This window comes from Pseudomonas sp. GW821-FHT03E01 (assembly GCF_059420765.1).
Genome location: NZ_JBWKUI010000009.1, coordinates 236,772 through 259,865, shown reverse-complemented (window position 1 = coordinate 259,865; position 23,094 = coordinate 236,772). Strand labels below are relative to the sequence as shown.

The following is a 23,094-nucleotide window of genomic DNA, read 5'->3' as shown; positions in this document are numbered from 1 at the left end:
GGGATTTGTCTGACTGAACGCATTGCCTGTTTTGGGATCGCTTCGCGATCCAGCGGAGCAAGCTCCCTCGTCACAGAGATCTCCTGTGTTAGCACAGAGCGTCTGGCATTCTGCGCCTGGAGAATAAACGAAAACAGCCTGGATTGAGATTTGATCCCTTGTTCGGCTGGTCAGACAGCCGCTTTCGATTGGCGCACCGGCAGCTCGACCCGAAACGTGGTACCCACGCCGACTTCGCTGCGTACCGAAATGTCGCCCCGGTGTTTTTTCACGATGCCATAGGACAGGGACAACCCGAGCCCTGTCCCCTGGCCCACCGGTTTGGTGGTGTAGAACGGGTCGAATATCTTCTGCAGGCATTCCGGTTCGATGCCTGATCCGGTGTCCGCGACTTCGATCGACACCGTTTCACCTTCAAGCCCGGTACGCAGGGTGATGGTGCCCCGTTTCGGCCCCATGGCCTGAGACGCGTTGACGATCAGGTTCATGATCACCTGATTGATCTGCGACGGCAGGCATTCGATGTCAGGCAGCGTTTGATACTCCTTCACCACATCGGCCTTGTACTTGAGTTCATTGGCGACGATGTTCAGCGTCGACTCGATGCCCTGTTGCAGGTTGGTCCACTGCCATTCCTGATTGGAGTCGACGCGGGAGAAGTCCTTCAAGTCTTTGACGATCTGCCCGACCCGATTGATGCCGTCCTTGGACTCCTTGATCAGCAGCGGAATGTCTTCGCGCAGAAACTCCAGCTCGACCTTTTCCCGGAGCTGGCCGAGACGTTCGAGGACCTCGCTTGAGGTAATGGCCGCCTCCGCCTCCCGATAGGCATCGAGCATGGTCTGCAGTTGCTTGAAATAGCCATCGAGGGTGCCGAGGTTGGAGGAAATGAAGCCGATGGGATTATTGATTTCATGGGCGACACCCGCCGCCAGTTGCCCCAGCGAGGCGAGTTTTTCCGACTGCACCAGTTGGCTTTCCAATTGTTTGCGCTCGTCGATTTCCCGCTGCAATGCTTCGCTGGCCTGTTTGAACTGGGCCGTGCGCTGATCCACCAGATGCTCCAGATGGCTCATCTGGATAGACGCCCGTTCGGTCATGTCCCATTTGGTGAGCAAGGTATTGGCCATCTGCTGGACTTCGATATTGTCGAACGGTTTTTTCAGAATCAGCAGGCGGTCGTGGGCGTGCAGGCGCTCCAGCAGTTCATCCCACGAATAGTCGGAATAGGCGGTACACACCACCACTTGCAGGCTCGGGTCTTCCTGCCACAGGTGTTCGATGGTCTGTGCACCGTCCCAGCCCTCGGGCATGCGCATGTCGACGAAGGCCAGGGCGTAGGGACGGTTTTCCTGTAAGGCCTGGACGAGTTTGCCCAGGCCCTCCTGACCGCCGTAGGCCGAATCCAGTTCGAACAGCGGTTGGGTGGATTTCACTTCGCTGCCGAACAGCGCGGCCTCCATTTCGTCCAGTTCTGCATGTTTGGCCGAGGTTGGGGTGAGGATTTTGCGAAAGTCATCATGGATGGACGGGGTGTCGTCGATCAGCAGAATGCGGCGGTTCGATAGGTCGCTCATGCTTCCTCCATGACGGGGTTCAACGGGATCTGCAAGGTGAACAGGGCGCCCTTGCCCGGTCCGTCGCTGTGGGCGGTGAGATGGCCGTTCATTTCGATCGCGGCCAGCGCACAGCTGTGCAGGCCGAAGCCGTGGCCTTCCTTGCGGGTGGTGAAACCGTGGGCAAAGATCCGCGTCATGTTTTCCGGCGCAATGCCTTCGCCGTCATCCTTGACGCTGATTTGCAGGATCGTGTCCTCGACGACTTTTACCCCAAGGGTGATCTGTCGGGCTCGGTTGCTGAGGTCGGACATGGCGTATTTGGCGTTGCTGATCAGGTTGATCAGGATCAGCAACAAGCGGTGCTTGTCGCCCATCACTTGCGGTACGTCGCCGTACTCCTTGACCACCGTGACGTGATGCCGGGTCAAGGCGCCTGCGTTCATGCGCAGGGCGTCCTCGAGCAATTCGCTGATGTACAGCGGTTCCACCAGGTTGTTGGCCCCCGCGTAGGACTGCTGGGTGGCGACGATGTCTTTGATGTGATCGACGCTTTTGCTCAGTTGTGCGAGTTCCTCGGTCATGCCTTGCTGTTCGAGGGCAATCGCCTCCACCAGTTGATTCAAATAGCCGGGCAGTAGTTTTCCTTTTTCGTTCTGGGTCAGAAAAGTGCCGAGGTCGCTTTGATGCTCGTTGATCAGCTGCATCGCCTTGCCCAGCCCCTGGGCCTTGCTGCTACGCAGCCGGCGGCTGACCAGATCGGCCGAGATGTTCACGCTGTTGAGCACGTTGCCGACGTTGTGCAGCACGTTGGTGGCGATTTCGGCCATGCCGGCCTGACGCGCGGTGTCGAGCAATTCGCTCTGGGTATCCTTGAGTTCGCGGGTGCGCTCTTCGACCCGTTGTTCGAGGACTTCGTTGGCGGTTTGCAGTTCCTTGTTGACCCGCTGAGTCTCCCCGAAGCTGCGCATCAGGCGAATTGCCAGGTACACCAGCACCAGCACCAGCAGCGTCGAAAACACCAGCATGTAGAAGTGGTAGCGCTGGTCGATGGCATCGGTTTGCTGCTGGTCTTCGTTCAGCAGGCCGGTAATGTCGTCCAGTCGTTCGGCCACGGGAATGGCCTCGATGTTTTCCAGTAACCGATTGACCACCGGTTGCTCACGCAGGATCAGGGTGATGTGGTTACTCAAAATATCGATCGGGCTGTGAAACTGCTCCGGCAATCGTTGCTTGTTAACCCCCAGTTTGTTCATCCCCAGCAGAATATCCGCCGCTTTATCGTCGGAGGTGACCTGGGCGAATTCCAGGCTGCTGAGCAGCAAGTCGTAAGTGTCGGTGGCGATGTTCTGCAGTTGCAGCTTGTCTTCATCGGGCAGTTGAGCAAGCGGTTGCTGGATGTCGTCTTCGGCCGTGGGCAGGAACGCCAGTGAGTTGCGCAGCACCGCGTTGTGGGATTTGAATTGCTCCACCAGCCGGGTTTTTTCCTGGATGGCGGCAAGGTATGCCTCATGACTGGCACGCCAGGTCGGCGTGTCGTTGCGGCCGTGATTGGACTCCATGCTCTCGAACCGCTGCCACAGGCGCGTCATCTCGCTCAGCGGTGTCACCAGTGGATCGTAGTTGTGACTGATGGCGATCCTGGCCTTGAGAATCTCGGTTTCCCATTGCGCGTTCAACTGTTTGATCCGACCGATCAGGTCCCGGGATTCGGCGTAGGTCGACGTCTCGTTCGAGCTGGACTTGAGGTACAGGAACAACAGCGTCGAGGCCAGCAGTACGGCCACGGCTGCGAGCAGTGCCAGGTTGCGACGGGGGGAAGTTTTCATAAAGGTTTGCCTCCCCATTCACCGGTCAGGGTCTTGAGGAATTTGATGATCAGGTCCTTGTCCTTGTCGGAGGGCACACGACCGAGCTGGAACTTGAACATCACGTCTACCGCTTCTTCGAGGGTTTTAGCCGAGCCGTCGTGAAAGTACGGCGCGGTCACGGCGACATTGCGCAGGCTCGGCACCTTGAACACGTTGCGGTCCTCTTCGGCCTTGGTGACCAGATAGCGGCCCAGATCGGCTTCGGTGGGGTTGCCACGAGCCTGAAAGTAATCACCCATGACCCCGAATTTCTGGAACATGTTGCCGCCGATGTTCACCCCCTGATGGCAGGCAATGCAGCCGTAGTCCTTGAAACGTTGGTAACCGTACTTCTCGTCAGTCGTGAGGATCTCGGTATTGCCCGACAGGTATTGGTCGAAGCGCGAGTTGGCACTGATCAGCGTGCGCTCGTAGGTGGCCAGGGCACTTTGCACATTGTTCATGGTGACGCCGTCCGGGTAGGCCTTGGTGAAAGCGTTTTTGTAATCCGGGTCGGCGGAGAGCATCTGGACCACTTGTTCCCAATGACTGCCCATTTCACTGGGGCTCTGCACCACTTCGTGGGCTTGGGTTTCCAGAGAATCGGCGCGGCCATTCCAGAATTGCCGGAAGTTCAGGCTCGCGTTGAACACGCTCGGGGTATTGATCGTCAAGGGATCGCCCTTGAAGCCAGTGGACAACGCCTTGTCGTCGGCACCGCCGATTTCTAGACGATGGCAACTGGCACAGGACAGGCTGTTGTTGACCGACAGCCGTGGTTCGTTGAACAACCGGCGACCGAGTTCGACTTGCGAGGGATTCTGCTCGGGCACTGCGGGCAAGGGTTTGAGCGGTTCGTCCAGCGGTGCGCCACTGGCTATCAGACAACAACCGAGTAGAGGCGCAAGGAGCAAGTAGCAGAAGGAACGTGACATCTTGTGATTCCTTGGCTCAGGGCCTGTGTGTCGTTGCACATCGTTCAGGAGAGGGGCTTTACGGAGGTCAGGTATTGCACGAAGGCGTCCGGCTCCACGGCTTTGCTGAAGTAGTAACCCTGGCCTTCCTCGCAATGGAGCGCCTTGAGAAAATTCAGTTGTTCGAGGGTTTCCACCCCTTCGGCAATGACCGTCAGATTGAGGCTTTTGCCCAGGCTGATGATGGCGCCGACCAGAGCCGCGTCGTTGCTGTCACGGCCCAGGCCACGAATGAACGATTGATCGATTTTCAGTACATCGATGGGAAACCGTTGCAAGTAACTCAGGCTGGAATAGCCGGTGCCGAAGTCATCGATGGCCAGCCGTACCCCCAATGCCTTGAGCCGACTCAGCGCGACCATCGTGGCATCGACGTTCTGCATCAATACGCCTTCGGTAATTTCCAGCTCCAGCAAGGCCGGGTCCATGCCTGTGTTCTGGAGTATCTGTTCGATGCCGTCGACAAAATCCCGCTGGCGGAAATCGATGGCCGACACGTTCACCGACATGCACAGATTCGGCAGGCCCTTTGCCTGCCAGGTACGGGCTTGCCGACAGGCCTGGGCCAGCACCCATTTGCTCAATGGCACGATCAAACCGCTGTCTTCGGCCACTGCAATGAAGTCTGTCGGGTAGATCCAGCCGTGCCCCGGTTTTTGCCAGCGGATCAACGCCTCGGCGCCGACCACCTTGCCGCTGCCCAGGTCGAGTTTCGGTTGGTAGTGCAGGACAAACTCGTTCCGCTCCAGTGCCAGGCGAATCCCCGACTCGATGGTCTGCTGTTCCCGCGCGCGCTGGTTCATCTCATCGATGAAAAAGCTGAAATCGTTGGGGCCGCTTTCCTTGACGTTGCGCATCGCGGTTTCGGCTTTCTTGATCAGTGCGATGGCATCGAAACCGTCATCGGGATAGATGCTGATGCCCAGGCTGGCCGTCACGCTCAAGTCGTGCCCGGCGACGTGCTGGGGCGCACGTATGGCGTTCAATAGTTTTTCGGCGATGCCCTTGGTCTGTTGGGGGTGGTGGATGTCGGCCAGGATCACCACAAATTCGTCGGAGCCGTAGCGAAACACCGAGTCGGAGGCACGCACGCAGGCCACCAGGCTTTGCCCGACACGCTTGAGCATCTCGTCACCGGTCGGGTGGCCCAACGCATTGTTGATGCGCTTGAAGCGGTCGAGCCCCAGAAACATCACCGCCAGTTGTTTGTCATGGCGTCTGGACAAGGCCAGGGACTGGTTCAGCCGGTCACCCAGCAAGGTGCTGTTGGGCAGCTCGGTCAACACGTCGTACTGCAACAGATGAGACACCTTGAGCAGTTCATGGACCCGGGCTTCGATGGTTTGCTCAAGGCTCAGTACTTTCATCGCCGCGTCCTGCGCCATCTGCCACTTCCAGGTCAGGGCGCTGGCCATCTGGCGGATTTCCAGGCTGTCGAAAGGTTTTTTCAACACCAGCAATTGATCGCCGAACTCCAGCCGTTCGGCCATGGCTTCCCAGGTGTAATCGGAGAACGCCGTGCACAGCGCGATTTGCAGGTTAGGGTCGACCTTCCAGAGCCGCTCGATGGTTTCCAGACCATCCCAGCCAGGCGGCATGCGCATGTCGGTGAACGCCATGGCGTAAGGGCGACCTTCTGCCTGGGCCCGCTTGACCAGTTTGAGTGCTTCCTGGCCCTGATAGGCGGAGTCGAGCTGGAAGACCAGCCGAGTCGTTTGCGGGGTGTCGAACAGCGCGGCTTCAGTGCCGGCGAGGGTGAGTTCATCGTCGGTATCGGCGCCCAGAATCTTGCGGAAGTCCTCATGGATCGAGGGCGTGTCATCGATGATCAGGATGCGCCGGTTGGCCTGGATGAACGGAGTTTTCATTCCTTGTCCTCCGTGGCACGTTGCGAATCACCCGGCATTGCTCCGGGATTGTGATTCGCGCACACGATGCTCCCGGCTTTCAACAGTTCGGCGGCCTGCTGGCTGCTGACCGCTTTGCTGAAGTAGTAGCCCTGGGCATTCATCGGTGAACCGGTGGCCATCAGCGAAGTACGTTGCTCCTGGGTTTCGACACCTTCGGCGATGATGCCGATCCCGACGTCGCGGGCGAAATTGATAATGGCCCGCAAGGTGGTGGCGCTGGCCGCGTCGTGGGCGGCGGTGTCGATGAACGCCTGAGCGAGTTTCAGGTGATTGACCTGGTAAGTCTTGAGGTAGTCGAACGAAGAGTATTCGGTGCCGAAGTCATCGATGGCGATCTTCACCCCCAGCTCACGCAGGCGTGGCAGGATATCGTTGTGCGTCCACTTGGTCTGGGCCAGGGTCGCTTCGGTGACGTCGAAACGCAGGTCCCACGGGCACAGATCCCAGCGGGCAGTGGTGCGCAACACGTCATAGATCAGCTCGGGACCACTCTTGAGCTGGGCCAGGGACAGTTTTATCGCCACCACCGGTGGTGCCATGCCTTCATCGCGCCACTGGTGCATTTGCCGACAGGCGCGCTCCAGCACCCAGTGACCGAGGGCGATGATGATGCCGGTCTTTTCCGCCGCGGGCAGGAATGCGGGTGCTTCCAGTAAACCGCGTATGGGGTGATTCCAGCTGACCTGCGCTTCCATGCCGAGGATCTTGCCACTGCTCAGGTCTACTTCCGGCCAGTAACGCAGTTCGAGCTCGTCGCGTTCGATGGCGGTTTTCAAGTCGTTGGCGATGGTCATGCGCTCGACCACTTCCTGATTGATTTCCTCGGAATGGAAGTGGTACTGGTTGCGGCCCTTTTCCTTGGAGCGATACAGCGCCATGTCGGCCTGGGTCAACAGGCTGTCGGCGCTGAGGCTGACCTGGGCGTAGCTGCTAATGCCGATACTGACCGAGACCCGCACGTCGTTGCCGGCCAGGGAGTAGGGCAGCACCAGTGCATCGCGGACCTTGGCGGCCAGGGCTGCTGACTGGGTCGGATCGCCGACGTCCAATTGCAGAATCGCGAACTCGTCGCCCCCCAGACGGGCGACCACGTCGTTTTCCCGCACGCAGGTTTTGATCCGTCGGGCGACCTCCTGCAGCAACAGGTCACCCACCGGGTGGCCCAGGGTGTCGTTGATGCGTTTGAAGTGATCCAGGTCCAGGTAAAACATGGCGAACGGGGTGGCCCCGCGCCGGGCGGCGGCGAACGCCTGATGCAGGCGCTCGATCAGCGTCGCGCGGTTGGCCAGCCCGGTCAGCCCGTCGGTGCGGGCCAGCAGGGCGATCTTTTCCTCGGCCAGTTTGCGTTCGGTGATGTCGATGATGATGCCTTCGACTTCCAGCAAGCGGCCTTCATCGTCGCGCACCGGGATGTAGCGGTTTTCGACCCAGCGCCAGTCACCGTCGCCGGTGCGCATCCGGAATTCGATGGAAGCACCGGCTGCATGGCGGTCCAGCACCCGCGCCATGGCGGTGTCGACTTTCTCTTGATCGTCGGGATGGATCAGCTCCTGAGCCCAGTTGGAAGAAGCCACCAGGGCCGCCGCGATGTGGCCGTATTTGGTGATGTTGTGGGAGATATACATCAACGGAAACGACGGTTCGCCGCGCAGCCGATACAGAATGGTCGGGCTGTTCTGCACAATGATGTTGGCGTCGGACAGCTCCCGGGTGCGCTCCTCGACCGCTTGCTCCAGCAGGGACATCTTCAGCGCCGCGTCTTCGGTCATTTGCCACTTGGCGGTCAATGCGCTGGCCATCTGGCGGATTTCGATGGCATCGAAGGGTTTTTTCAGGATCAGCAGGCGATCGCCCAGATCCAGGCGCTCGTCGATGTCTTCCCAGGAATAGTCGGAATACGCGGTGCAGAGCGCCACTTGCAGCTTGGGATCGACCTGCCACAGGCGTTCGATGGTTTCCAGGCCGTCCCAGCCCGGCGGCATGCGCATGTCGATGAAGGCCATCGCGTAGGGTGAGTCATTCGCCAGCGCGGTCTCGACCTTGTCCAGCGCCTCACGGCCCTGAAACGCGGATTCGATGATAAAACCTTGCGACGATACCGACACGGGGGTGCCGAACAGGGCGTTTTCAGCGCTGGCCAGACTGTCGTCTTCGATCGATGACGGGCTGAGAATCTTGGCGAAATCCTCGTGGATCGACGCGGTGTCGTCGACGATGAGAATCCGACGATTAGTCCGCGCAAGCAGCGTATTCACTGACATGCGCCTGTACCGACAGCAGTTTGGTGCGATGAGCTCATAGAGGGTATCCCTTCCCTGAGTGCAGGACGGAGCGGGCATCGTTTGGATCCGAGTGACCTGAGCATAGTCGTCCGGTCGGATATTCGCCCGGTTGACTGAAACGAATCATTTGCGGAGTCGGTCGGAAAATCATCTAGCCTGTAGCTCAGGCTCGGGAAAGTCAGAGGAAGTTTTTTCGCGCCTGACATAAAGAGGCTGGTTTCACTTGAGGTATCGCCATGGAAGAGCAGCTCCCCACGACTGTGACCGATAAACCCACGTTACTGCTGGTCGACGATGAGGAGTCGATTCTCAACAGCCTGCGCCGCCTGCTGCGCAGCCAGCCCTACGAGGTGCTGCTGGCCACCAGCGGTGCCCAGGCCCTGGAAATCATGGAGCAGCGGTCGGTCGATCTGGTGATGAGTGACGCGCGAATGCCTAATATGGACGGCGCCACGCTGCTGGCCCACGTCCATCAGCGCTACCCCGACACCACCCGGATCATGTTGACCGGTTATGCCGACCCCTCGGCCATTATCAAAGCCATCAATGAAGGGCAGATCCATCGTTACATCAGCAAGCCCTGGCACGATGAGGAAATGCTGCTGACGCTGCGGCAATCGCTGGCCTATCAGTATTCCGAGCGTGAGCGGTTGCGTCTGGTGCAGGAGACCTGGGACCAGAACGAAAAACTGAAGCTGCTCAACACCACCCTGGAAAAACACGTCGCGGCCCGCACCAGCGAGCTGCAACAGACCGCTGACATGCTGGACCTGGCTTACGAAGAGCTCAAACGCAGCTATGTCACCGGCACGGAAGTGTTTTCGTTGCTGGCCAACCTGCGCCTGCCACCTGCCAAGCAGACCAACCGGCAGATCATCGAACTAGTGCGGGTGTACTGCAAACTCCATTACTTGGACGAAGCCACCAGTCGAGACCTGACCATGGCGGCGGCGCTCTACAACATCGGTAAATTGAGCTGGACCGACAGCATGATGAGCACGCCTTCGGATCTGCTGCATCACAATGACCGCGAGCGCTATCGGGGTTATCCGAAGCAGAGTGAGTCGCTGCTGATGACGCTCGACCCGATGAAAGATGCCGCGCGGCTGATCCTGCACCACCAGGAGCGTTGGGACGGCAGCGGTTTTCCCGATCGGCTCAAGGGCGAGGCCATTCCGCTCGGTTCACGGTTGCTGAAACTGGCGGTGGATTTCATCGAGTTGCAGCGTGGGCTGATCCTCGAACGGCAGATGAACAGCGATGAAGCCCTGGTGTATATCCGCCAGTACGCCGGTCGGCTCTATGACCCGGAACTGGTGGAGGATTTCATTAAAGTCTGTGCTGCTTACCTGAGCGATGTGACGCTGGCCGATCCGACGGTCAAGGTGCTGACCACCCGGGACCTGGCGGCGGGGATGATCCTGGCGCGCAACCTGAATGCCGACAACGGCATGCTGCTGCTCAATGCCGGCAAGGTGTTGAACGGGCCGCTGGTGGAGAAGCTGATCGCGTTCGAGGCGATGGAAGGTGCCAAGTACAGCATTTTTGTGAAAGTGCCGGAGGAAGTGGCGATTCTCGAGACGAGTTGAGTCTGTAGGAGCGAGGCTTGCCCGCGAAGAACGATGACGCGTAGTACCTGAAAAAACGCGGTTCATTCTTCGCGGGCAAGCCTCGCTCCTACAGGGAGGCTGCGGAAATTTTTTTCGGCGTGACGAAAAGCCGGCGCTCATGTGATCCTTGCGCCTTTACCCAAGGCCAATCCTGATCCATGACGCTTTCATCCGCCGCTTCGCCCCGCATCATCCACATTGCCGCTGCCCTGTTGATCGGCCCCGACGGTCGCACCTTGCTGGTGCGCAAGCGCGGCACCCAGGCGTTCATGCAGCCGGGGGGCAAGATCGAGGCTCATGAGCAACCGGTCCACGCCCTGGCCCGTGAGCTGGAGGAGGAATTGGGACTGGTCATCGATCCGGCGCACGCCACCTACCTGGGGCCATTCTCGGCACCGGCCGCCAACGAGCCGGGTTTTGTCGTACTGGCCGAACTGTTTCAGCTGACCATCGATTCTGACGTTTGCCCGGCGGCGGAAATCGAAGAGGTGCGCTGGATCGACCCGGCCACCGACGGCGATCTCACGCTGGCGCCATTGACACGAGACCTGATCTTGCCGTTTTATCGAGCTTCACTGATCGAAACCGCCTGATCACCCAGACCCTCTGACTTCAAGGACAGGATGCCCATGATTCCACTTCAAGACTTGCTGATTTTTGCCGCCGCGGCGTTGCTGATGGTACTCACGCCGGGGCCGAACATGATCTACCTGATCTCCCGTTCCATCTGCCAGGGACGCAAGGCCGGGGTGACGTCATTGCTGGGTGTGGTCGCGGGATTTCTAGTGCACCTGTTCGCTGCTGCAGCGGGTTTGACCGCGGTGTTCATGGCCGTGCCGGTGGCCTACGAGGTGCTGAAGTGGGCCGGTGCGTTGTACCTGATGTGGCTGGCCTGGCAGGCGGTCAAGCCCGGTGCGCGTTCGCCGTTCGAGGCGCAGCAGTTGCCGGCGGACTCGTCACGCAAATTGATCACGATGGGTTTTCTCACCAGCGCTCTGAACCCGAAGATCGCGGTGTTTTATCTGTCGGTGTTTCCGCAGTTCATTTCCCCTGAGCACGGTTCGGTGTTCAACCAGAGCATCATCCTCGGCCTGACCCAGATCAGCGTGAGCTTCAGCGTCAACCTGCTGATCGCGCTGTTCGCCGCAGGCATCGCCTCCTGGTTCGTCAACAACCCGAACTGGCTGGCGATGCAGCGCTATTTCATGGGCTTCGTCCTGTCCGGGCTGGCGGTGCGGTTGATGTTTGAGCAGCGGCGAGTGGCCTGAACATGTGGATTCAGCGGCTTGATGCCAGTCATGCCCTGGATTATCGGGCGCTGATGCTCGAAGCCTACGACTCGCATCCCCAGGCGTTCACTTCCAGCGTGCGCGAGCGCGCCACGATGCCGCTGGGGTGGTGGGAGTCGCGCCTGACCAGCAAGCTGGACCGGGTGCTCGGGGCGTTCGAGGAAGGGGAACTGGCAGGCATCGTCGGCCTGGCCTTCGAGTCTCGGGAAAAGGCCCGGCACAAGGCGACGCTGTTTGGCATGTACGTGACCGGCAAGGTGCGCCAGCGCGGGCTCGGTTATCAACTGTTACAGGCGGCGTTGGCTGAAGCGCAGAGTCATCAAGGCCTGAGGCTGATCCAGCTGACCGTCACCGCCGGCAACGAAGCCGCCTTCAGGCTGTATCAGCGCTGCGGCTTCGTGCAGTTTGGCCTGGAACCGTTGGCGGTGCGGGTCGGCGAAGACTACTTCGACAAGATCCACATGTGGCGCGAGATCACCCCTGAGCCTTGATCGTTCTATCGGACGGCACTAACCCCATCCAGCGTCGAAAACGACGTGTCCTTGGCCGTCAGCAAAAAGTCGCGCATGTACGGCGCATCCAGCATGTCGGCGCGGATCCCGGCATACAACGTCGCAAACAAGCCTTTCTCCCCCAGTCGCTTGGCCTTCACATAACCCCGTGAACTGTACTCATGCAGCGCCCAATGGGGCATGCCGCAGACACCGCGACCGCTAGCCACCAGTTGCATCATCATCACCGTCAGTTCCGAGGTGCGCACCTGCGCCGGTTCGATGTCGGCCGGCTCCAGGAAGCGGGTGAAGATGTCCAGCCGATCGCGTTCCACCGGGTAGGTGATCAAGGTTTCCGTGAGCAGGTCTTCGGGCACGATGTACGGTTTGCTCGCCAAGCGGTGTTGGTTCGCCACCGCGAGCATGGCTTCGTAGGTGAACAACGGCACGTAAGTGATGCCCACCAGTTCCAGCGGATCGGAGGTCACCACCAGGTCCAGGTCGCCTCGGGCCAGCGCCGGCAGCGGGGCGAAGGAGAAGCCCGAGGCCAGGTCCAGCTCGACTTCCGGCCAGGCATCGCGGAACTGGTCGATGGTCGGCATCAGCCACTGGAAGCAACTGTGGCACTCGATCGCCATGTGCAGACGCCCCGCCGTGCCACCGACCAGCCGTGCAATGTCGCGCTCGGCACTGCGCAGCAACGGCAGGGTGGCGTCGGCCAGTTGCAGCAGGCGCAAGCCGGCACTGGTGAAGCGCACCGGTTTGGTCTTGCGCACGAACAGCGGCATGCCCATGCGTTCTTCCAGCTCCTTGAACTGGTGGGACAGCGCCGATTGGGTCAGGTGCAGGCGGTCGGCTGCATCCACCAGGCTGTCGGCTTCGCGCAGGGCGTGCAGGGTTTTCAGGTGACGGATTTCAAGCACCGAGGGCTCCATGAGGAAAACTTGTGATCAACACGAAAAGGTTGAGTTTGTCTCATGTTGGCTGAGCTGTCGACAATAGCAGCATGTTTTACAGCATCCTTTATAGAGAGAAATTCACCATGGCCCTGGCCCACACACTTGGTTTTCCGCGCATCGGTGCCGACCGCGAACTGAAAAAAGCCCTCGAAGCCTACTGGAAGGGCGATCTCGATCAGGACGCCCTGAACAGCGTCGGCCGCCAACTGCGCGCCACCCACTGGCAATTGCAGAAAGACGCCGGCATCGACCTGCTGCCCGTCGGCGACTTCGCCTGGTACGACCAGGTACTGACCCATTCCCTGACCTTCGGTGTGATCCCCGAGCGTTTCGACAGCGTCAAGGATGAACGCGGCCTGCCGACCCTCGACACTCTGTTCGCCATGGCGCGTGGCGCCACGGCAGCCTGCTGCGGCAGCGAACACGGCACCGCGCAATACGCCCAGGAACTGACCAAGTGGTTCGACACCAATTACCACTACCTGGTCCCGGAATTCAGCGCAGACCAATCATTCAAACTGAGCTGGGAACAGTTGTTCGATGAAGTCGAAGAAGCCAAGGCCCTCGGCCACAACGTCAAACCGGTGATCATCGGCCCGCTGACTTACCTGTGGCTGGGCAAAGCCAAAGGCAACGACTTCGACAAGCTCGACCTGCTGGAGCGCCTGCTGCCGATCTACGGTGAAATCCTCGGCCGCCTCGCCGCCCAAGGCGTGGAGTGGGTGCAGATCGATGAGCCGATCCTGACCCTCGACTTGCCACAGGCCTGGAAAAACGCTTTCGAGCGCGCTTACCACATCCTCCAATACTCGCCACTGAAAAAACTCGTGGCCACCTACTTCAGTGGCCTGGAAGACAACCTCGGGCTGGCCGTCGGCCTGCCTGTACAAGGTTTGCACATTGACGCGGTGCGTTCGCCGGATCAGCTCGGCCAGGTTTTGGATCGACTGCCGACCTACAAGATTCTTTCGGTGGGGCTGGTCAACGGCCGCAACGTCTGGCGCTGCGAACTGGAGCAAGCCCTGGCACAACTGCAATTTGCCCAGGAGCGCTTCGGCGATAACTTGTGGGTCAGCAGTTCCTGCTCGCTGCTGCACAGCCCGGTGGACCTAGCGCGTGAAGACAAACTCGACCCCGAACTGAAAAGCTGGCTGGCGTTTGCCGTGCAGAAGTGCGGTGAGATCGCCGTGCTGCGCGATGCCCTGAACGATCCGCAAGCGCCCAAGGTGCAAGCCGCCCTGGCTGAAAGCCGCGCCATCCAGGCCAGCCGCGCCCAATCGCCGCGTATCCACAAGGCGGATGTCCAGGCCCGCATCAACGCCATCGGCGCGGCAGACAGCCAACGCCATTCGCCGTTTGCCAAACGGATCGAGCAACAGCGCGCGCGCTTGCAGCTGCCGGCATTCCCGACGACCACCATCGGCTCGTTCCCGCAAACCGGTTCGATCCGCCTGGCTCGTCAGGCCTTCAAGCAAGGCAAACTCTCGGCCAACGATTACACCGATGCCATGCACAGCGAAATCCGCCACGCCGTGAAAATCCAGGAACGCCTGGGGCTGGACGTGCTGGTGCACGGTGAAGCCGAGCGCAACGACATGGTCGAGTACTTCGCCGAGCAACTGGACGGCTACCTGTTCACCCGTTTCGGCTGGGTCCAGAGCTACGGTTCGCGCTGCGTCAAGCCGGCGATCATCTACGGCGACCTGAGTCGCCCGAACGCCATGACCGTCGACTGGATCACCTATGCCCAGAGCCTGACCGACAAGATCATGAAAGGCATGCTCACCGGTCCCGTGACCATGCTGATGTGGTCGTTCCCGCGCGAAGACGTTTCGCGCAAAATCCAGGCGCAGCAGTTGGCGTTGGCCCTGCTTGATGAAGTGGTCGACCTGGAAGCTGCGGGCATCAAGATCGTCCAGATCGACGAAGCCGCGTTCCGCGAAGGCCTGCCGCTACGCCGGGCGCAATGGCAGGAATACCTCGACTGGGCGGTGGAAGCGTTCCGCCTGAGTGCATCGGGTGTGGGTGACGAAACCCAGATCCACACCCACATGTGCTACAGCGAATTCAATGACGTGATCGAATCCATCGCGGCCATGGACGCCGACGTCATCACCATCGAAACTTCACGCTCGGACATGGAATTGCTGGAGGCCTTCGAAGCCTTCGACTACCCGAACGACATCGGCCCGGGCGTCTACGACATCCACTCGCCCCGGGTGCCGGACACGGCCGAGATGGTCAAGTTGATGAGCAAAGCGGTGAAGCGCATTCCTGCCGAGCGGTTGTGGGTAAACCCCGATTGCGGGTTGAAGACCCGGGCCTGGCCAGAGACTGAGGCGGCGTTGGTCAATATGGTGGCGGCGGCGCGGCAGTTGCGTAGTCAGTTGGCCTAAATCCTGCGGCGCCTGTTCTGGCGCCTTCGCGAGCAAGCCCGCTCCCACGGGGGAGAGGTCGATCACAGAAGTTGTGTACGACATCAATCCTGTGGGAGCGGGCTTGCTCGCGAAGCAGGCGACTTGGTCTTGAATACGACCGCTCAGTACCCTAGCCGTAGGTCACCGACTGTGTGAACACCAGCGAAACGGGATAGTTGCCATACAAGCCTCTTACGCTGAGCTGGTGTGTGCCAGAACCCACTCCAAAAAGGACAGACTGCCAGAAGCCATTAGTGCCCACGTAAACGCGGTCCTGAACGACGATCCCATTGAGCAATATCTGCACCATTGCACCGGGCGCGGCAACGCCATTCACGCTGATACCGGTCGTCCTTGTGTGCTGGTAGTCATACAGGCTCTGACCTCTTGCATTAAGCGCCAGTAATATGTGCGGTCTGACGGGAGCCGGTTCGGGTGCCAATACACTGAACGTCCACAGGTTCGAGGTTCGCCCTGTGGGTTGCTCCATAACGGTAAGTCGATAAAACGACGAGGCCGTTACTGTGACGGTGTAACTCCAGTTGCCGCTGTCGGGCACTTTGAATGAGTCGATGGGTTTCGGGACATTATCGTTTTGGAACAGTGTAAGTGTGCTATCCGGTTTACCCGTGCCGGACAACGTCACGCGATTGGTTTTGGTGCTGCCGCCGTTGGGAATCGAAGCGTTTGTATTGGCATCGATCGCTCTATTGATGAGCAGACTCCAGGTCTTGTTCAGGAGTGTTAACTCACGAACAGGGAAAAACGTGTCGACGCCACCCTTGTTGTTGAAGTTCGCAATCGAAAGCCCCATCACCTGACCGCCATCCTTGAACAGTTCAAGTTGCTGACGGTTGATGACTCCGCTCAACCCACTTGTCACATGATCGGCAGTAATCACGCCATCGAACAATATGATGGGATGATCGGCTCCCGCCGCATTGCTTCCACCCAAGGCCACGCGCATTCGGGTCCCTATGGCGATAAATAGCCAGCGCGCCAGACTCCAGCGCGCATCGCCTTGAAACGTGCTGAGGTCCAGCGTCTTGTGATCCGGCGCTTGTGCAATGCTGAGGCTCGGAAACACGATGGCTTCATCGGGTACAGCGGTGACTTCATAAGTGGTGACGCCGGAGTATTGGTCAGGTAGTTCGGGCTGGGACACACGATATCGAAGTTTCATGAAGTGACGCAGGTTGGCGGGCACTGTCGTCAGTGGCAATTCGATCAGTAGCGTACCGTTGGCGTTACCTGGCTGCGTGGCCACGACAGGGCTGCCCAAGCCGGCGCGGCCAATCACGATCAGAGCGATACGATGGGCGGCGGACATGCCTTTATAGGTGATTTCGACGGTCGTGCTTTTTTCGGTAAGCCGCGGATTGATTCGGTTGCCGGAGGACACCTCAACGAGCGTTGGAGGCGGGAGCTCCAGAGCTACATCCCCAACGCGTAACTCCAGTTCGGGCGCCGTCAGCGGCAGTGCTCGGTTACGTTCAATGTACCAGTCGATACGGATGACCTGGTGGTTCAGCGAGTCGATCAGTTCGAACGTCAATCTGAACTCAATGTCCTTACCGATGTGAGCGGCGGTAATGGTTAGCGAGTCGACCCAGACGAGTCTGTCGTCAGCGGTCCACACCTGAAGGTAAACCGTGTCGCCGACCTGGGTATGGGCCTTTGCCGGGCAAATGGCCGGAGTGCCGAAGGGAATATCCTTGGGATCGAGTACACCGTTTTCGTCCTTGCCGACATTGACGACATCCAAGGTGTCTTGGACGGGGCCGATGTGCAAAAGCAAAGCATGAGATTCCAGGGGGGCGAGGTGATTTTCCCCGGTTACGGTGTAAGTAGCCTTGAATGAGCCACTCATGTACGTGTCAAAGTGCCTCGTGTCGATCTCGAACGGCACGATGATTCCCGCCCCTGGGATCACCATCGAACGAGTGACAAACCTCTCTTCTATTTGCAGGCGAGTGGTGCCACCTGCGCTCGTGCTCAGACAGGTCAACGTTACCTTATCGCCAATTTCAAGCCCCTTGATGTCCGGGCCGACATACACAACTGTCTCTGCAAGGTCTGGCGACAGTACGCCGCCATGGGCCTGGGGGGCTGTAGGGGCGGGCCCGCGATATTTTTCGCCGATCAGCTCGGGAGAGTACGGGTAGGACGGCGTGCGGATCTTCTCGCCTTTCTCGATTCTGATGCGTTCGTAACTCAGCGTTATGGTCGCAGGGGCGAGTTGCTTCACGACCGCATAGGGAACAGGGAACGTTACGCTGGGTGTCCTGTAGATCAGGGGACCAAAGAGACGTGAAAATTCGGTCCTGGGGTCATAAAGCTTGAGCTCCACGGTGTCCCCGGTGATGGCGTCCCCCCTTTTAACGGGCACGACAACTTCCATTGGATGGCCATCGAGAGTGTCGATGAACAACACGTCATCCACCGTTTCATTTACCCAGCACATGTCCAGATAGGTTTTATCCGGAACCAGCTCCCCGTCACCAATTTTTGAAGTGTGGCTGCTGTTGTGCACCTGATCGTGAATTCTGTAACTGACGAGCAATGGCTTGGCAGGCCCTATCAATTCAAGAACGGATGATGGGACAAAAATCGTGATGTCCTGATCAATCTCTTCGGGCTTGATCACGTAAGCGACGAGCTGATTGCCTACAGTCATCAAAACTGTGTCCCCCGGGCTCATGATCGGCCAGCGCGGAATGATGAAATCAACGCCTCTCTCAACCATCGCCTGATCGATAATCGATGGGAATTCAGGGGCTTGCAAAGGCACTCGTTCGCTGGAGTTGCCCGTCGGATCGAGGCTGTCCGGGAAGGTCGGCTTGAACCATACGACGATTCCGTCCGAGGACTCGGGGCCATTGCCGCTGGTGCGCTCGACGGTGTACCACAACCGGTGGATGCCCGGTCTTTCAATGGCGCCTCTGGGAATGAAACTGAGTACGTCCTGGTTGTTGTGATCGGAAGGGACCACGACTGTCTTGATCAGGGTACCTTCCTCTGTCGGATCCGGGACCTGGCCCGGCTCAAGGCGTTTGCCCATGTACAGCCGTATCGTGTCTTGCGCCGCCATCAATTCGTAGGAGTGGAAGAGAATCAGCCAGCCAATTCCGGCGCCAGCCGTTTCGTCAGCGTTGACCCCGTACGATGCCACGGGGTAGTCGACCTTGTGCCAGCCAGGAATCAGGGCAGGATACAGATTGAGTATTCCATACTGCGTAAATACCCCCTCTGACTTGATCTCTGCGAAGGGATCGACCGGTTGCTGCGGGCTTTCGTGTTGCAGTGCGGCCAATTGTTCTGCTGTAAAAGCGCTCATAGCATGCTCCGATTTTGAGATGGTGCCTGAACCGCTGGGCATTGGTGCGTCAGAGGATTGAAGGCTCGAAGCTGGCGGCTGGCAACTGTCATAAATAACAGGCTGAGGTTGTTTTCCGATGAGTGGTGGGCCCGCATGCCCCACAACCGTTCAGCACTCTTCATCAAACTGTCACGTAACTGTGGCAGCGCGCTTGTACAAACTTCATCAGACTCGCGCTCTACTGGAGTTCTGCGTTTCGGTGTTTTTCATGCGTGCACGATTTTTATCCACAGCGGTCTTTCTGATCGCTGTGTTGTTCAATTTCCCGTCTTTGGCGGCGTCTCGTTGCGATGTCAATGTTCCGACCGAACGGGTCGATCTGGATCAGGTGAGTCTGGCGTACCAGAGCATCGGCCGTGCGTCCGACCCTGCGTTGTTGCTGGTAATGGGCCTGGGCGGGCAGTTGATTCACTGGCCGGATGAGGTAGTGGTCGCGTTGTGTCAGCAGGGTTTCCGGGTGATTCGCTATGACAATCGCGATGTTGGCCTGTCCACTTGGCGCCAGGCACCGGCCGAGGCCAACCTGACGTTCGAAGTGCTGCGCTACAAACTCGGTTTACCGGTGGCCGCGCCTTATACGCTGACCGACATGGCCGACGATGCACTGGGGTTGATGGACGCCTTGCACGTCGAGCAATTTCACGTGCTGGGCGCCAGCATGGGCGGGATGATCGCCCAGCATCTGGCGGCGATGGCGCCGCAGCGGGTCGAGAGCCTGACGTTGCTGATGACCAGCTCGGGTGCCGAAGGCTTGCCGGCGCCGAGTGCGGCGCTGGTGCAGTTGCTCGCGCGACGCAGTGCGCCGAATCGTGAAGTGGCGCTGGAGCAACAGGCTGATTTGCTGGCGGCGCTGGGCAGTCCTTCGGTCACTGATGATCGGCAGGCGTTGCTGCATCAAGCGGCGCTGTCTTATGACCGGGCGTTTAACCCGGAAGGCGTTAAGCGCCAGATCATGGCGATCCTTGCCGAGCGCAGTCGTGTAGATCTGCTCAACCAACTGCGCGTGCCGACGCTGGTGGTTCACGGCACCGCTGATCCGTTGTTGCCGGTGATGCATGGCGTGCATCTGGCGGCACACATTCGTGGCAGTCAGTTGAAGTTGATTCCGGGGCTGGCCCATCGTTTTCAGGAAGCGTTCAAGGCACCGTTGCTGGCGGCGGTGTTGCCGTATTTGCAGGCCCATCGCGAAGATACTTCCCACTGGGCGCAGATCGATCCGGTGGCAACTCCCAATCTTCTGTAGTTCCCAATCCAAATGTGGGAGCGGGCTCTTGTGGCGAGGGAGCTTGCTCCCGCTGGGCTGCGAAGCAGCCCCAATCCTGCACAGGCTGCTCAGTCTCAGGTAATCCGCATTGACCTGTTTACGACTGCTGCGCAGCCGAGCGGGAGCAAGCTCCCTCGCCACAAAAGCGCCTCAACTACAGAGGAAGCTGTTTTACGTTGGGACGAAGTTATCGAGCATCCGGTTCACCGCCAGTTCACCCAGCATGACGGAGTTCTGGATGCCGAGCACGGTATTGCGCTGCGGGCCGTTCAGCTGCCCCGCGAAATCACTCAACATCACGCTCGCCGCCGCCAGGGATTCGCAGGCGTTGACCAGCAGGGTTTCGTTATCGGCGTTGGGGGCGACGAGGTAAAGGGTGCTGGGTTTGCGTGGGGTGTCTTTGGGAATGACCGGTTTGAGGTAGTAATCGAGGGCGCGCTCGGCGGCTTCGTTGAGCTTTTTGGAGTCTGGGGTTTCGTAGGGGGAAACGTCGTCGGTTTCCGGTGGATTTGGCGTGATCTTGAACATTGAACTGGAGCTCCTGTTAGTAGAGCTGCAACTCATCTCGCTACTAAACGGAATGGGTGGCAGCTGTGCGCAAGTTAGTAGACCGGCCTCCAGTCAAAACCGGCGCGCCCGAGGGCGCCATGCGCACAGCCACCTTCAAGTGCAGGCAACTGCCTGACTGGATGACATTTATGCGACCGGAAAAAGCCGGGCTACTAAACCCGATCACTGGGAATCAGTGACACGAACCAAGTTACCGACGGGCCCCCAGGCGCACAAGCCAGCGGATTCTGACGTGGTTGTAGGCGACGACGCAAGGCGCTGTAGCTTTCAGGAAGTAACGCTAAACAGAACTAAACACGTCTGCCCAAACACCCCAAAACCTGTGGGAGCGGGCTTGCCCGCGATGGCGGTGTGTCAGTCACCGCAGATGTCGTCTGGGCCGTCATCGCAGGCAAGCACGGCTCCCACACAGGCTCAGCCTGCGGGCATATCGTTCAAACTTTCTCCTCCTGAAGACATATCAATGTGCCACTACAGTTTTTGCCGATGCTGCCGACATAAGCAGCATCGTTAATAATCATAGGGACTTGATCCATGAATCTTCACGTTCTACGCACCTGGGCAGCACTGATGTTGTTCGCCTGCCTGACCCTCACCGGTTGTGCCCACGTGCAACCTCCAGTACCGCTGGACCAGCAGTTCTGGGATGCCAAAGAACCGACTATTGGCGTGGCGATCACTGTGGTGCCCGAGCCGGTGCTGGCATTGACCGGCAATCAGGGGCTTCTCGATTACGCCATCAACAAGGGCGTTAACAGCAAGCTCAGTGACAACGTCGCAAAATGGCAAGTGGGCGACCTTCACACCTTGCCGGATGTCCTTGTCGCCAAGCTGCAGGCCAAGGGTTACAAAGCCAAGCGGATCAACGAGCCGGTCGACCTGAATGCGTATAAGGAAACCAGTTTCCGCGAAGGCTACATGACCCGTGACATGACGCCGGTCAAGGCCGCCTACGGCGTTGATCGTCTGCTGCTGGTGAATGTCTACGCCACCGGTGCCACCCGCAGCTACTACAGCGTTGTGCCGACCAGCGTACCGATGGCGCAGGTGGGCGGACAGGGCATGGTGATCGATCTGGCAGACAACAAACTGCTGTGGTTCAAACCCTTTGTCGCTACGCAAGCCGCCCAGGGCGAATGGGACGAGCCGACCTATACCAACTTGTCCAACGCGTTCTATCAGGCTATGGACAATAGCCGTCAGCAAATGATCACCCCGTTCGCGCAATGACGCGCCTGCCCATAGTGGCGGGTGCGCTGGCCCTGCTGATGCTGACGGGGTGTGCGCAAAAACCGGCTCCTGAGGCCGGTTTCAAGGACCAGAGTGCCTTGCCTTACATCCAGGCCCACGGGCTTAAGGTCGACGTGCAGTTGCCGCCATCCTTTGTGGGTGCCAGCACCGTGATTGACTCGCAGGCGGCTTTGAAGGCTGCGTCGTCGAGTCATAATCTGGTGGCCAGTTCAGGCAACGGTGCCGGGCTTGCCGGTTTGCTGGTGGCCAGCCTGATCAACACCCAGATGGGCAGCGGCAGCTTGCAGCGCGATGCGGAAAAAACCGCGCTCAACGAGGCGCGACCGATGGCCGACTTGCTTGCAGGCGTTCCATTGCAGGAGCGCCTGCAACAGCGCTATCAACAGGCTTCGCAAGCGGCCGGGTTCAAGCAAGGAGAAGGGCAGGTCACCGCACGCCTGGTGATTGAGCCCAAACTGATGCTTACCCCCGATCGCGGCAGTTTCGTGCTGATCAATCAGGTGCAGGTCCAGGATATTGCCGGTTCGGCGCTGTATCGCATGCGGATCGAAGTCGTCAGCCAGCCGATTCGGCGCTGTGGCAAGCAGTGCATCGACGACGGCGACCTCGATTTGGCTAAGGTCACGGCGGTGCTCGACGAGTGTATCGATGAATCGATGCGGGTTCTGGCCACTGACCTGATGCAGCCGACACCGCCAGCGACCGCCCAGGAAACCTTGCGTTATAACCTTGATGGCCAGCGAGTGGTCGAGCGTGGTTATCAACTGGCCAACAACGGAAACTATTGGCGTTATCGCAACCTCTACGGGGCGGTGAAATCGGTGCCGGTGCCGTTTGAGGATGCGTTGACACCAACGCAGTTGCAGAAGGTTTACGGGCAGTAACCACTTACACCTGCAGGAGCCGCCTTCGCAGCTCCTGCAGGTGTATGCAAATGCAGCAGGCCGCGATTTTTTTGAATTTAGCCGTGCAGGCGCACCCACACGCTGACCAGCACTGTCGCCGCCATCAACCACGCCACTGCCGCCACCGCTAGCGAAGCCTCCAGTCGCATCCGGTCGACCATCACATACAAGGTCGCCAGATAGACGAAGTACGGAATGATCGACCACATGCCAAACACGATGGTGGTCTTCAGATCATCCAGTGAACGCCCTTTCCCGACGATGTAATGAGCGATCAGCGCAAAGGTCGGAAACAGCGGCACCAGGCCTGCAATGTAATAGTTTCTGGTCTTGGCCAGCATGGCGAGGATCACCACCACCGCCGCGCCCAGGGTTGCTTTGAAAATC

At 59.1% G+C, this 23,094-nt stretch carries 17 protein-coding genes; 8 read left to right on the top strand and 9 right to left on the bottom strand.

The annotated features are described in order from the left end of the window. Positions 1-170: 170 nt before the first annotated feature. The 5 genes from AC07VO_RS17360 to AC07VO_RS17340 are packed head-to-tail and all read right to left on the bottom strand — an operon-like array spanning position 171 to position 8,551. Positions 171-1,577 carry an ATP-binding protein gene (locus AC07VO_RS17360; RefSeq protein WP_457327286.1) on the bottom strand — a complete coding sequence of 469 codons (1,407 nt, stop codon included), beginning with the start codon at positions 1,575-1,577 and terminating at the stop codon, positions 171-173. Beyond that, positions 1,574-3,385, bottom strand: coding sequence for a DAHL domain-containing sensor histidine kinase (locus AC07VO_RS17355; protein WP_457327287.1), 1,812 nt, complete (start codon positions 3,383-3,385; stop codon positions 1,574-1,576). The genes AC07VO_RS17360 and AC07VO_RS17355 overlap by 4 nt, the downstream gene beginning before the upstream one ends. Further along, a complete protein-coding gene (locus AC07VO_RS17350) occupies positions 3,382-4,341 on the bottom strand; it encodes a cytochrome-c peroxidase (RefSeq protein ID WP_457327288.1) in 960 nt (319 codons plus the stop codon). The genes AC07VO_RS17355 and AC07VO_RS17350 overlap by 4 nt, the downstream gene beginning before the upstream one ends. 44 nt (positions 4,342-4,385) lie before the next feature. Beyond that, a complete protein-coding gene (locus tag AC07VO_RS17345) occupies positions 4,386-6,248 on the bottom strand; it encodes a putative bifunctional diguanylate cyclase/phosphodiesterase (RefSeq protein WP_064616301.1) in 1,863 nt (620 codons plus the stop codon). Beyond that, the gene (locus AC07VO_RS17340) at positions 6,245-8,551 is read right to left on the bottom strand and encodes a GGDEF/EAL domain-containing response regulator (protein WP_018926632.1); all 2,307 of its coding nucleotides are present in this window, start codon (positions 8,549-8,551) and stop codon (positions 6,245-6,247) included. Before AC07VO_RS17340 ends, AC07VO_RS17345 begins: the two co-directional genes overlap by 4 nt. A 257-nt stretch (positions 8,552-8,808) precedes the next feature. Here AC07VO_RS17340 and nosR point away from each other — a divergent pair, with 257 nt between their 5' ends. From nosR to AC07VO_RS17320, 4 genes are all read left to right on the top strand, one after another. After that, entirely contained in the window at positions 8,809-10,161 is a 1,353-nt protein-coding gene (nosR, locus tag AC07VO_RS17335) for a response regulator c-di-GMP phosphodiesterase, NosR family (RefSeq protein ID WP_019581571.1), read from the top strand. A 179-nt stretch (positions 10,162-10,340) separates the two neighbouring features. Further along, positions 10,341-10,775, top strand: a complete 435-nt coding sequence (locus tag AC07VO_RS17330; protein ID WP_457327289.1) for an NUDIX hydrolase — start codon at positions 10,341-10,343, stop codon at positions 10,773-10,775. A gap of 36 nt (positions 10,776-10,811) precedes the next feature. After that, positions 10,812-11,450, top strand: coding sequence for a LysE family translocator (locus AC07VO_RS17325; protein ID WP_064616303.1), 639 nt, complete (start codon positions 10,812-10,814; stop codon positions 11,448-11,450). A 2-nt stretch (positions 11,451-11,452) separates the two neighbouring features. Next, on the top strand, positions 11,453-11,962 hold the full coding sequence (locus tag AC07VO_RS17320) for a GNAT family N-acetyltransferase (RefSeq protein WP_018926628.1): 510 nt from the start codon (positions 11,453-11,455) through the stop codon (positions 11,960-11,962). Positions 11,963-11,967: 5 nt separating this feature from the next. On the opposite strand, the gene metR is transcribed toward AC07VO_RS17320, so the two are convergent. Beyond that, a complete protein-coding gene (gene metR / locus AC07VO_RS17315) occupies positions 11,968-12,885 on the bottom strand; it encodes a transcriptional regulator MetR (RefSeq protein ID WP_457327290.1) in 918 nt (305 codons plus the stop codon). A 119-nt stretch (positions 12,886-13,004) separates the two neighbouring features. Here metR and metE point away from each other — a divergent pair, with 119 nt between their 5' ends. After that, on the top strand, positions 13,005-15,317 hold the full coding sequence (gene metE, locus AC07VO_RS17310) for a 5-methyltetrahydropteroyltriglutamate--homocysteine S-methyltransferase (RefSeq protein WP_495007646.1): 2,313 nt from the start codon (positions 13,005-13,007) through the stop codon (positions 15,315-15,317). 151 nt (positions 15,318-15,468) lie between these two features. Here metE and AC07VO_RS17305 read toward each other — a convergent pair whose 3' ends face one another. Then, positions 15,469-18,675, bottom strand: coding sequence for a hypothetical protein (locus tag AC07VO_RS17305; protein ID WP_457327291.1), 3,207 nt, complete (start codon positions 18,673-18,675; stop codon positions 15,469-15,471). Between the two features lie 250 nt (positions 18,676-18,925). Here AC07VO_RS17305 and AC07VO_RS17300 point away from each other — a divergent pair, with 250 nt between their 5' ends. After that, on the top strand, positions 18,926-19,960 hold the full coding sequence (locus tag AC07VO_RS17300; protein WP_086946081.1) for an alpha/beta fold hydrolase: 1,035 nt from the start codon (positions 18,926-18,928) through the stop codon (positions 19,958-19,960). 192 nt (positions 19,961-20,152) lie between these two features. Here AC07VO_RS17300 and AC07VO_RS17295 read toward each other — a convergent pair whose 3' ends face one another. Beyond that, positions 20,153-20,509: a DUF6124 family protein gene (locus AC07VO_RS17295; protein ID WP_064616307.1), complete on the bottom strand. Its 357-nt coding sequence runs from the start codon at positions 20,507-20,509 to the stop codon at positions 20,153-20,155. A gap of 576 nt (positions 20,510-21,085) precedes the next feature. Here AC07VO_RS17295 and AC07VO_RS17290 point away from each other — a divergent pair. Then, positions 21,086-21,781 carry a hypothetical protein gene (locus AC07VO_RS17290; RefSeq protein WP_064616308.1) on the top strand — a complete coding sequence of 232 codons (696 nt, stop codon included), beginning with the start codon at positions 21,086-21,088 and terminating at the stop codon, positions 21,779-21,781. Continuing rightward, positions 21,778-22,686 carry a hypothetical protein gene (locus AC07VO_RS17285; protein ID WP_111454730.1) on the top strand — a complete coding sequence of 303 codons (909 nt, stop codon included), beginning with the start codon at positions 21,778-21,780 and terminating at the stop codon, positions 22,684-22,686. The genes AC07VO_RS17290 and AC07VO_RS17285 overlap by 4 nt, the downstream gene beginning before the upstream one ends. Positions 22,687-22,763: 77 nt before the next feature. Here the strand turns inward: AC07VO_RS17285 and AC07VO_RS17280 are convergent, their stop codons facing one another. Beyond that, a complete protein-coding gene (locus AC07VO_RS17280) occupies positions 22,764-23,093 on the bottom strand; it encodes a GlpM family protein (protein WP_172901245.1) in 330 nt (109 codons plus the stop codon). Between the last annotated feature and the right edge of the window lies 1 nt (position 23,094).

What these genes read in the sequence shown, in the direction of transcription:
- AC07VO_RS17360 (WP_457327286.1), bottom strand. Translation starts at nt 1,577, where the DNA reads ATGAGCGACCTATCGAACCGCCGCATTCTGCTGATCGACGACACCCCG.
- AC07VO_RS17355 (WP_457327287.1), bottom strand. Translation starts at nt 3,385, where the DNA reads ATGAAAACTTCCCCCCGTCGCAACCTGGCACTGCTCGCAGCCGTGGCC.
- AC07VO_RS17350 (WP_457327288.1), bottom strand. Translation starts at nt 4,341, where the DNA reads ATGTCACGTTCCTTCTGCTACTTGCTCCTTGCGCCTCTACTCGGTTGT.
- AC07VO_RS17345 (WP_064616301.1), bottom strand. Translation starts at nt 6,248, where the DNA reads ATGAAAACTCCGTTCATCCAGGCCAACCGGCGCATCCTGATCATCGAT.
- AC07VO_RS17340 (WP_018926632.1), bottom strand. Translation starts at nt 8,551, where the DNA reads ATGTCAGTGAATACGCTGCTTGCGCGGACTAATCGTCGGATTCTCATC.
- nosR (WP_019581571.1), top strand. Translation starts at nt 8,809, where the DNA reads ATGGAAGAGCAGCTCCCCACGACTGTGACCGATAAACCCACGTTACTG.
- AC07VO_RS17330 (WP_457327289.1), top strand. Translation starts at nt 10,341, where the DNA reads ATGACGCTTTCATCCGCCGCTTCGCCCCGCATCATCCACATTGCCGCT.
- AC07VO_RS17325 (WP_064616303.1), top strand. Translation starts at nt 10,812, where the DNA reads ATGATTCCACTTCAAGACTTGCTGATTTTTGCCGCCGCGGCGTTGCTG.
- AC07VO_RS17320 (WP_018926628.1), top strand. Translation starts at nt 11,453, where the DNA reads ATGTGGATTCAGCGGCTTGATGCCAGTCATGCCCTGGATTATCGGGCG.
- metE (WP_495007646.1), top strand. Translation starts at nt 13,005, where the DNA reads ATGGCCCTGGCCCACACACTTGGTTTTCCGCGCATCGGTGCCGACCGC.
- AC07VO_RS17305 (WP_457327291.1), bottom strand. Translation starts at nt 18,675, where the DNA reads ATGAGCGCTTTTACAGCAGAACAATTGGCCGCACTGCAACACGAAAGC.
- AC07VO_RS17300 (WP_086946081.1), top strand. Translation starts at nt 18,926, where the DNA reads ATGCGTGCACGATTTTTATCCACAGCGGTCTTTCTGATCGCTGTGTTG.
- AC07VO_RS17295 (WP_064616307.1), bottom strand. Translation starts at nt 20,509, where the DNA reads ATGTTCAAGATCACGCCAAATCCACCGGAAACCGACGACGTTTCCCCC.
- AC07VO_RS17290 (WP_064616308.1), top strand. Translation starts at nt 21,086, where the DNA reads ATGAATCTTCACGTTCTACGCACCTGGGCAGCACTGATGTTGTTCGCC.
- AC07VO_RS17285 (WP_111454730.1), top strand. Translation starts at nt 21,778, where the DNA reads ATGACGCGCCTGCCCATAGTGGCGGGTGCGCTGGCCCTGCTGATGCTG.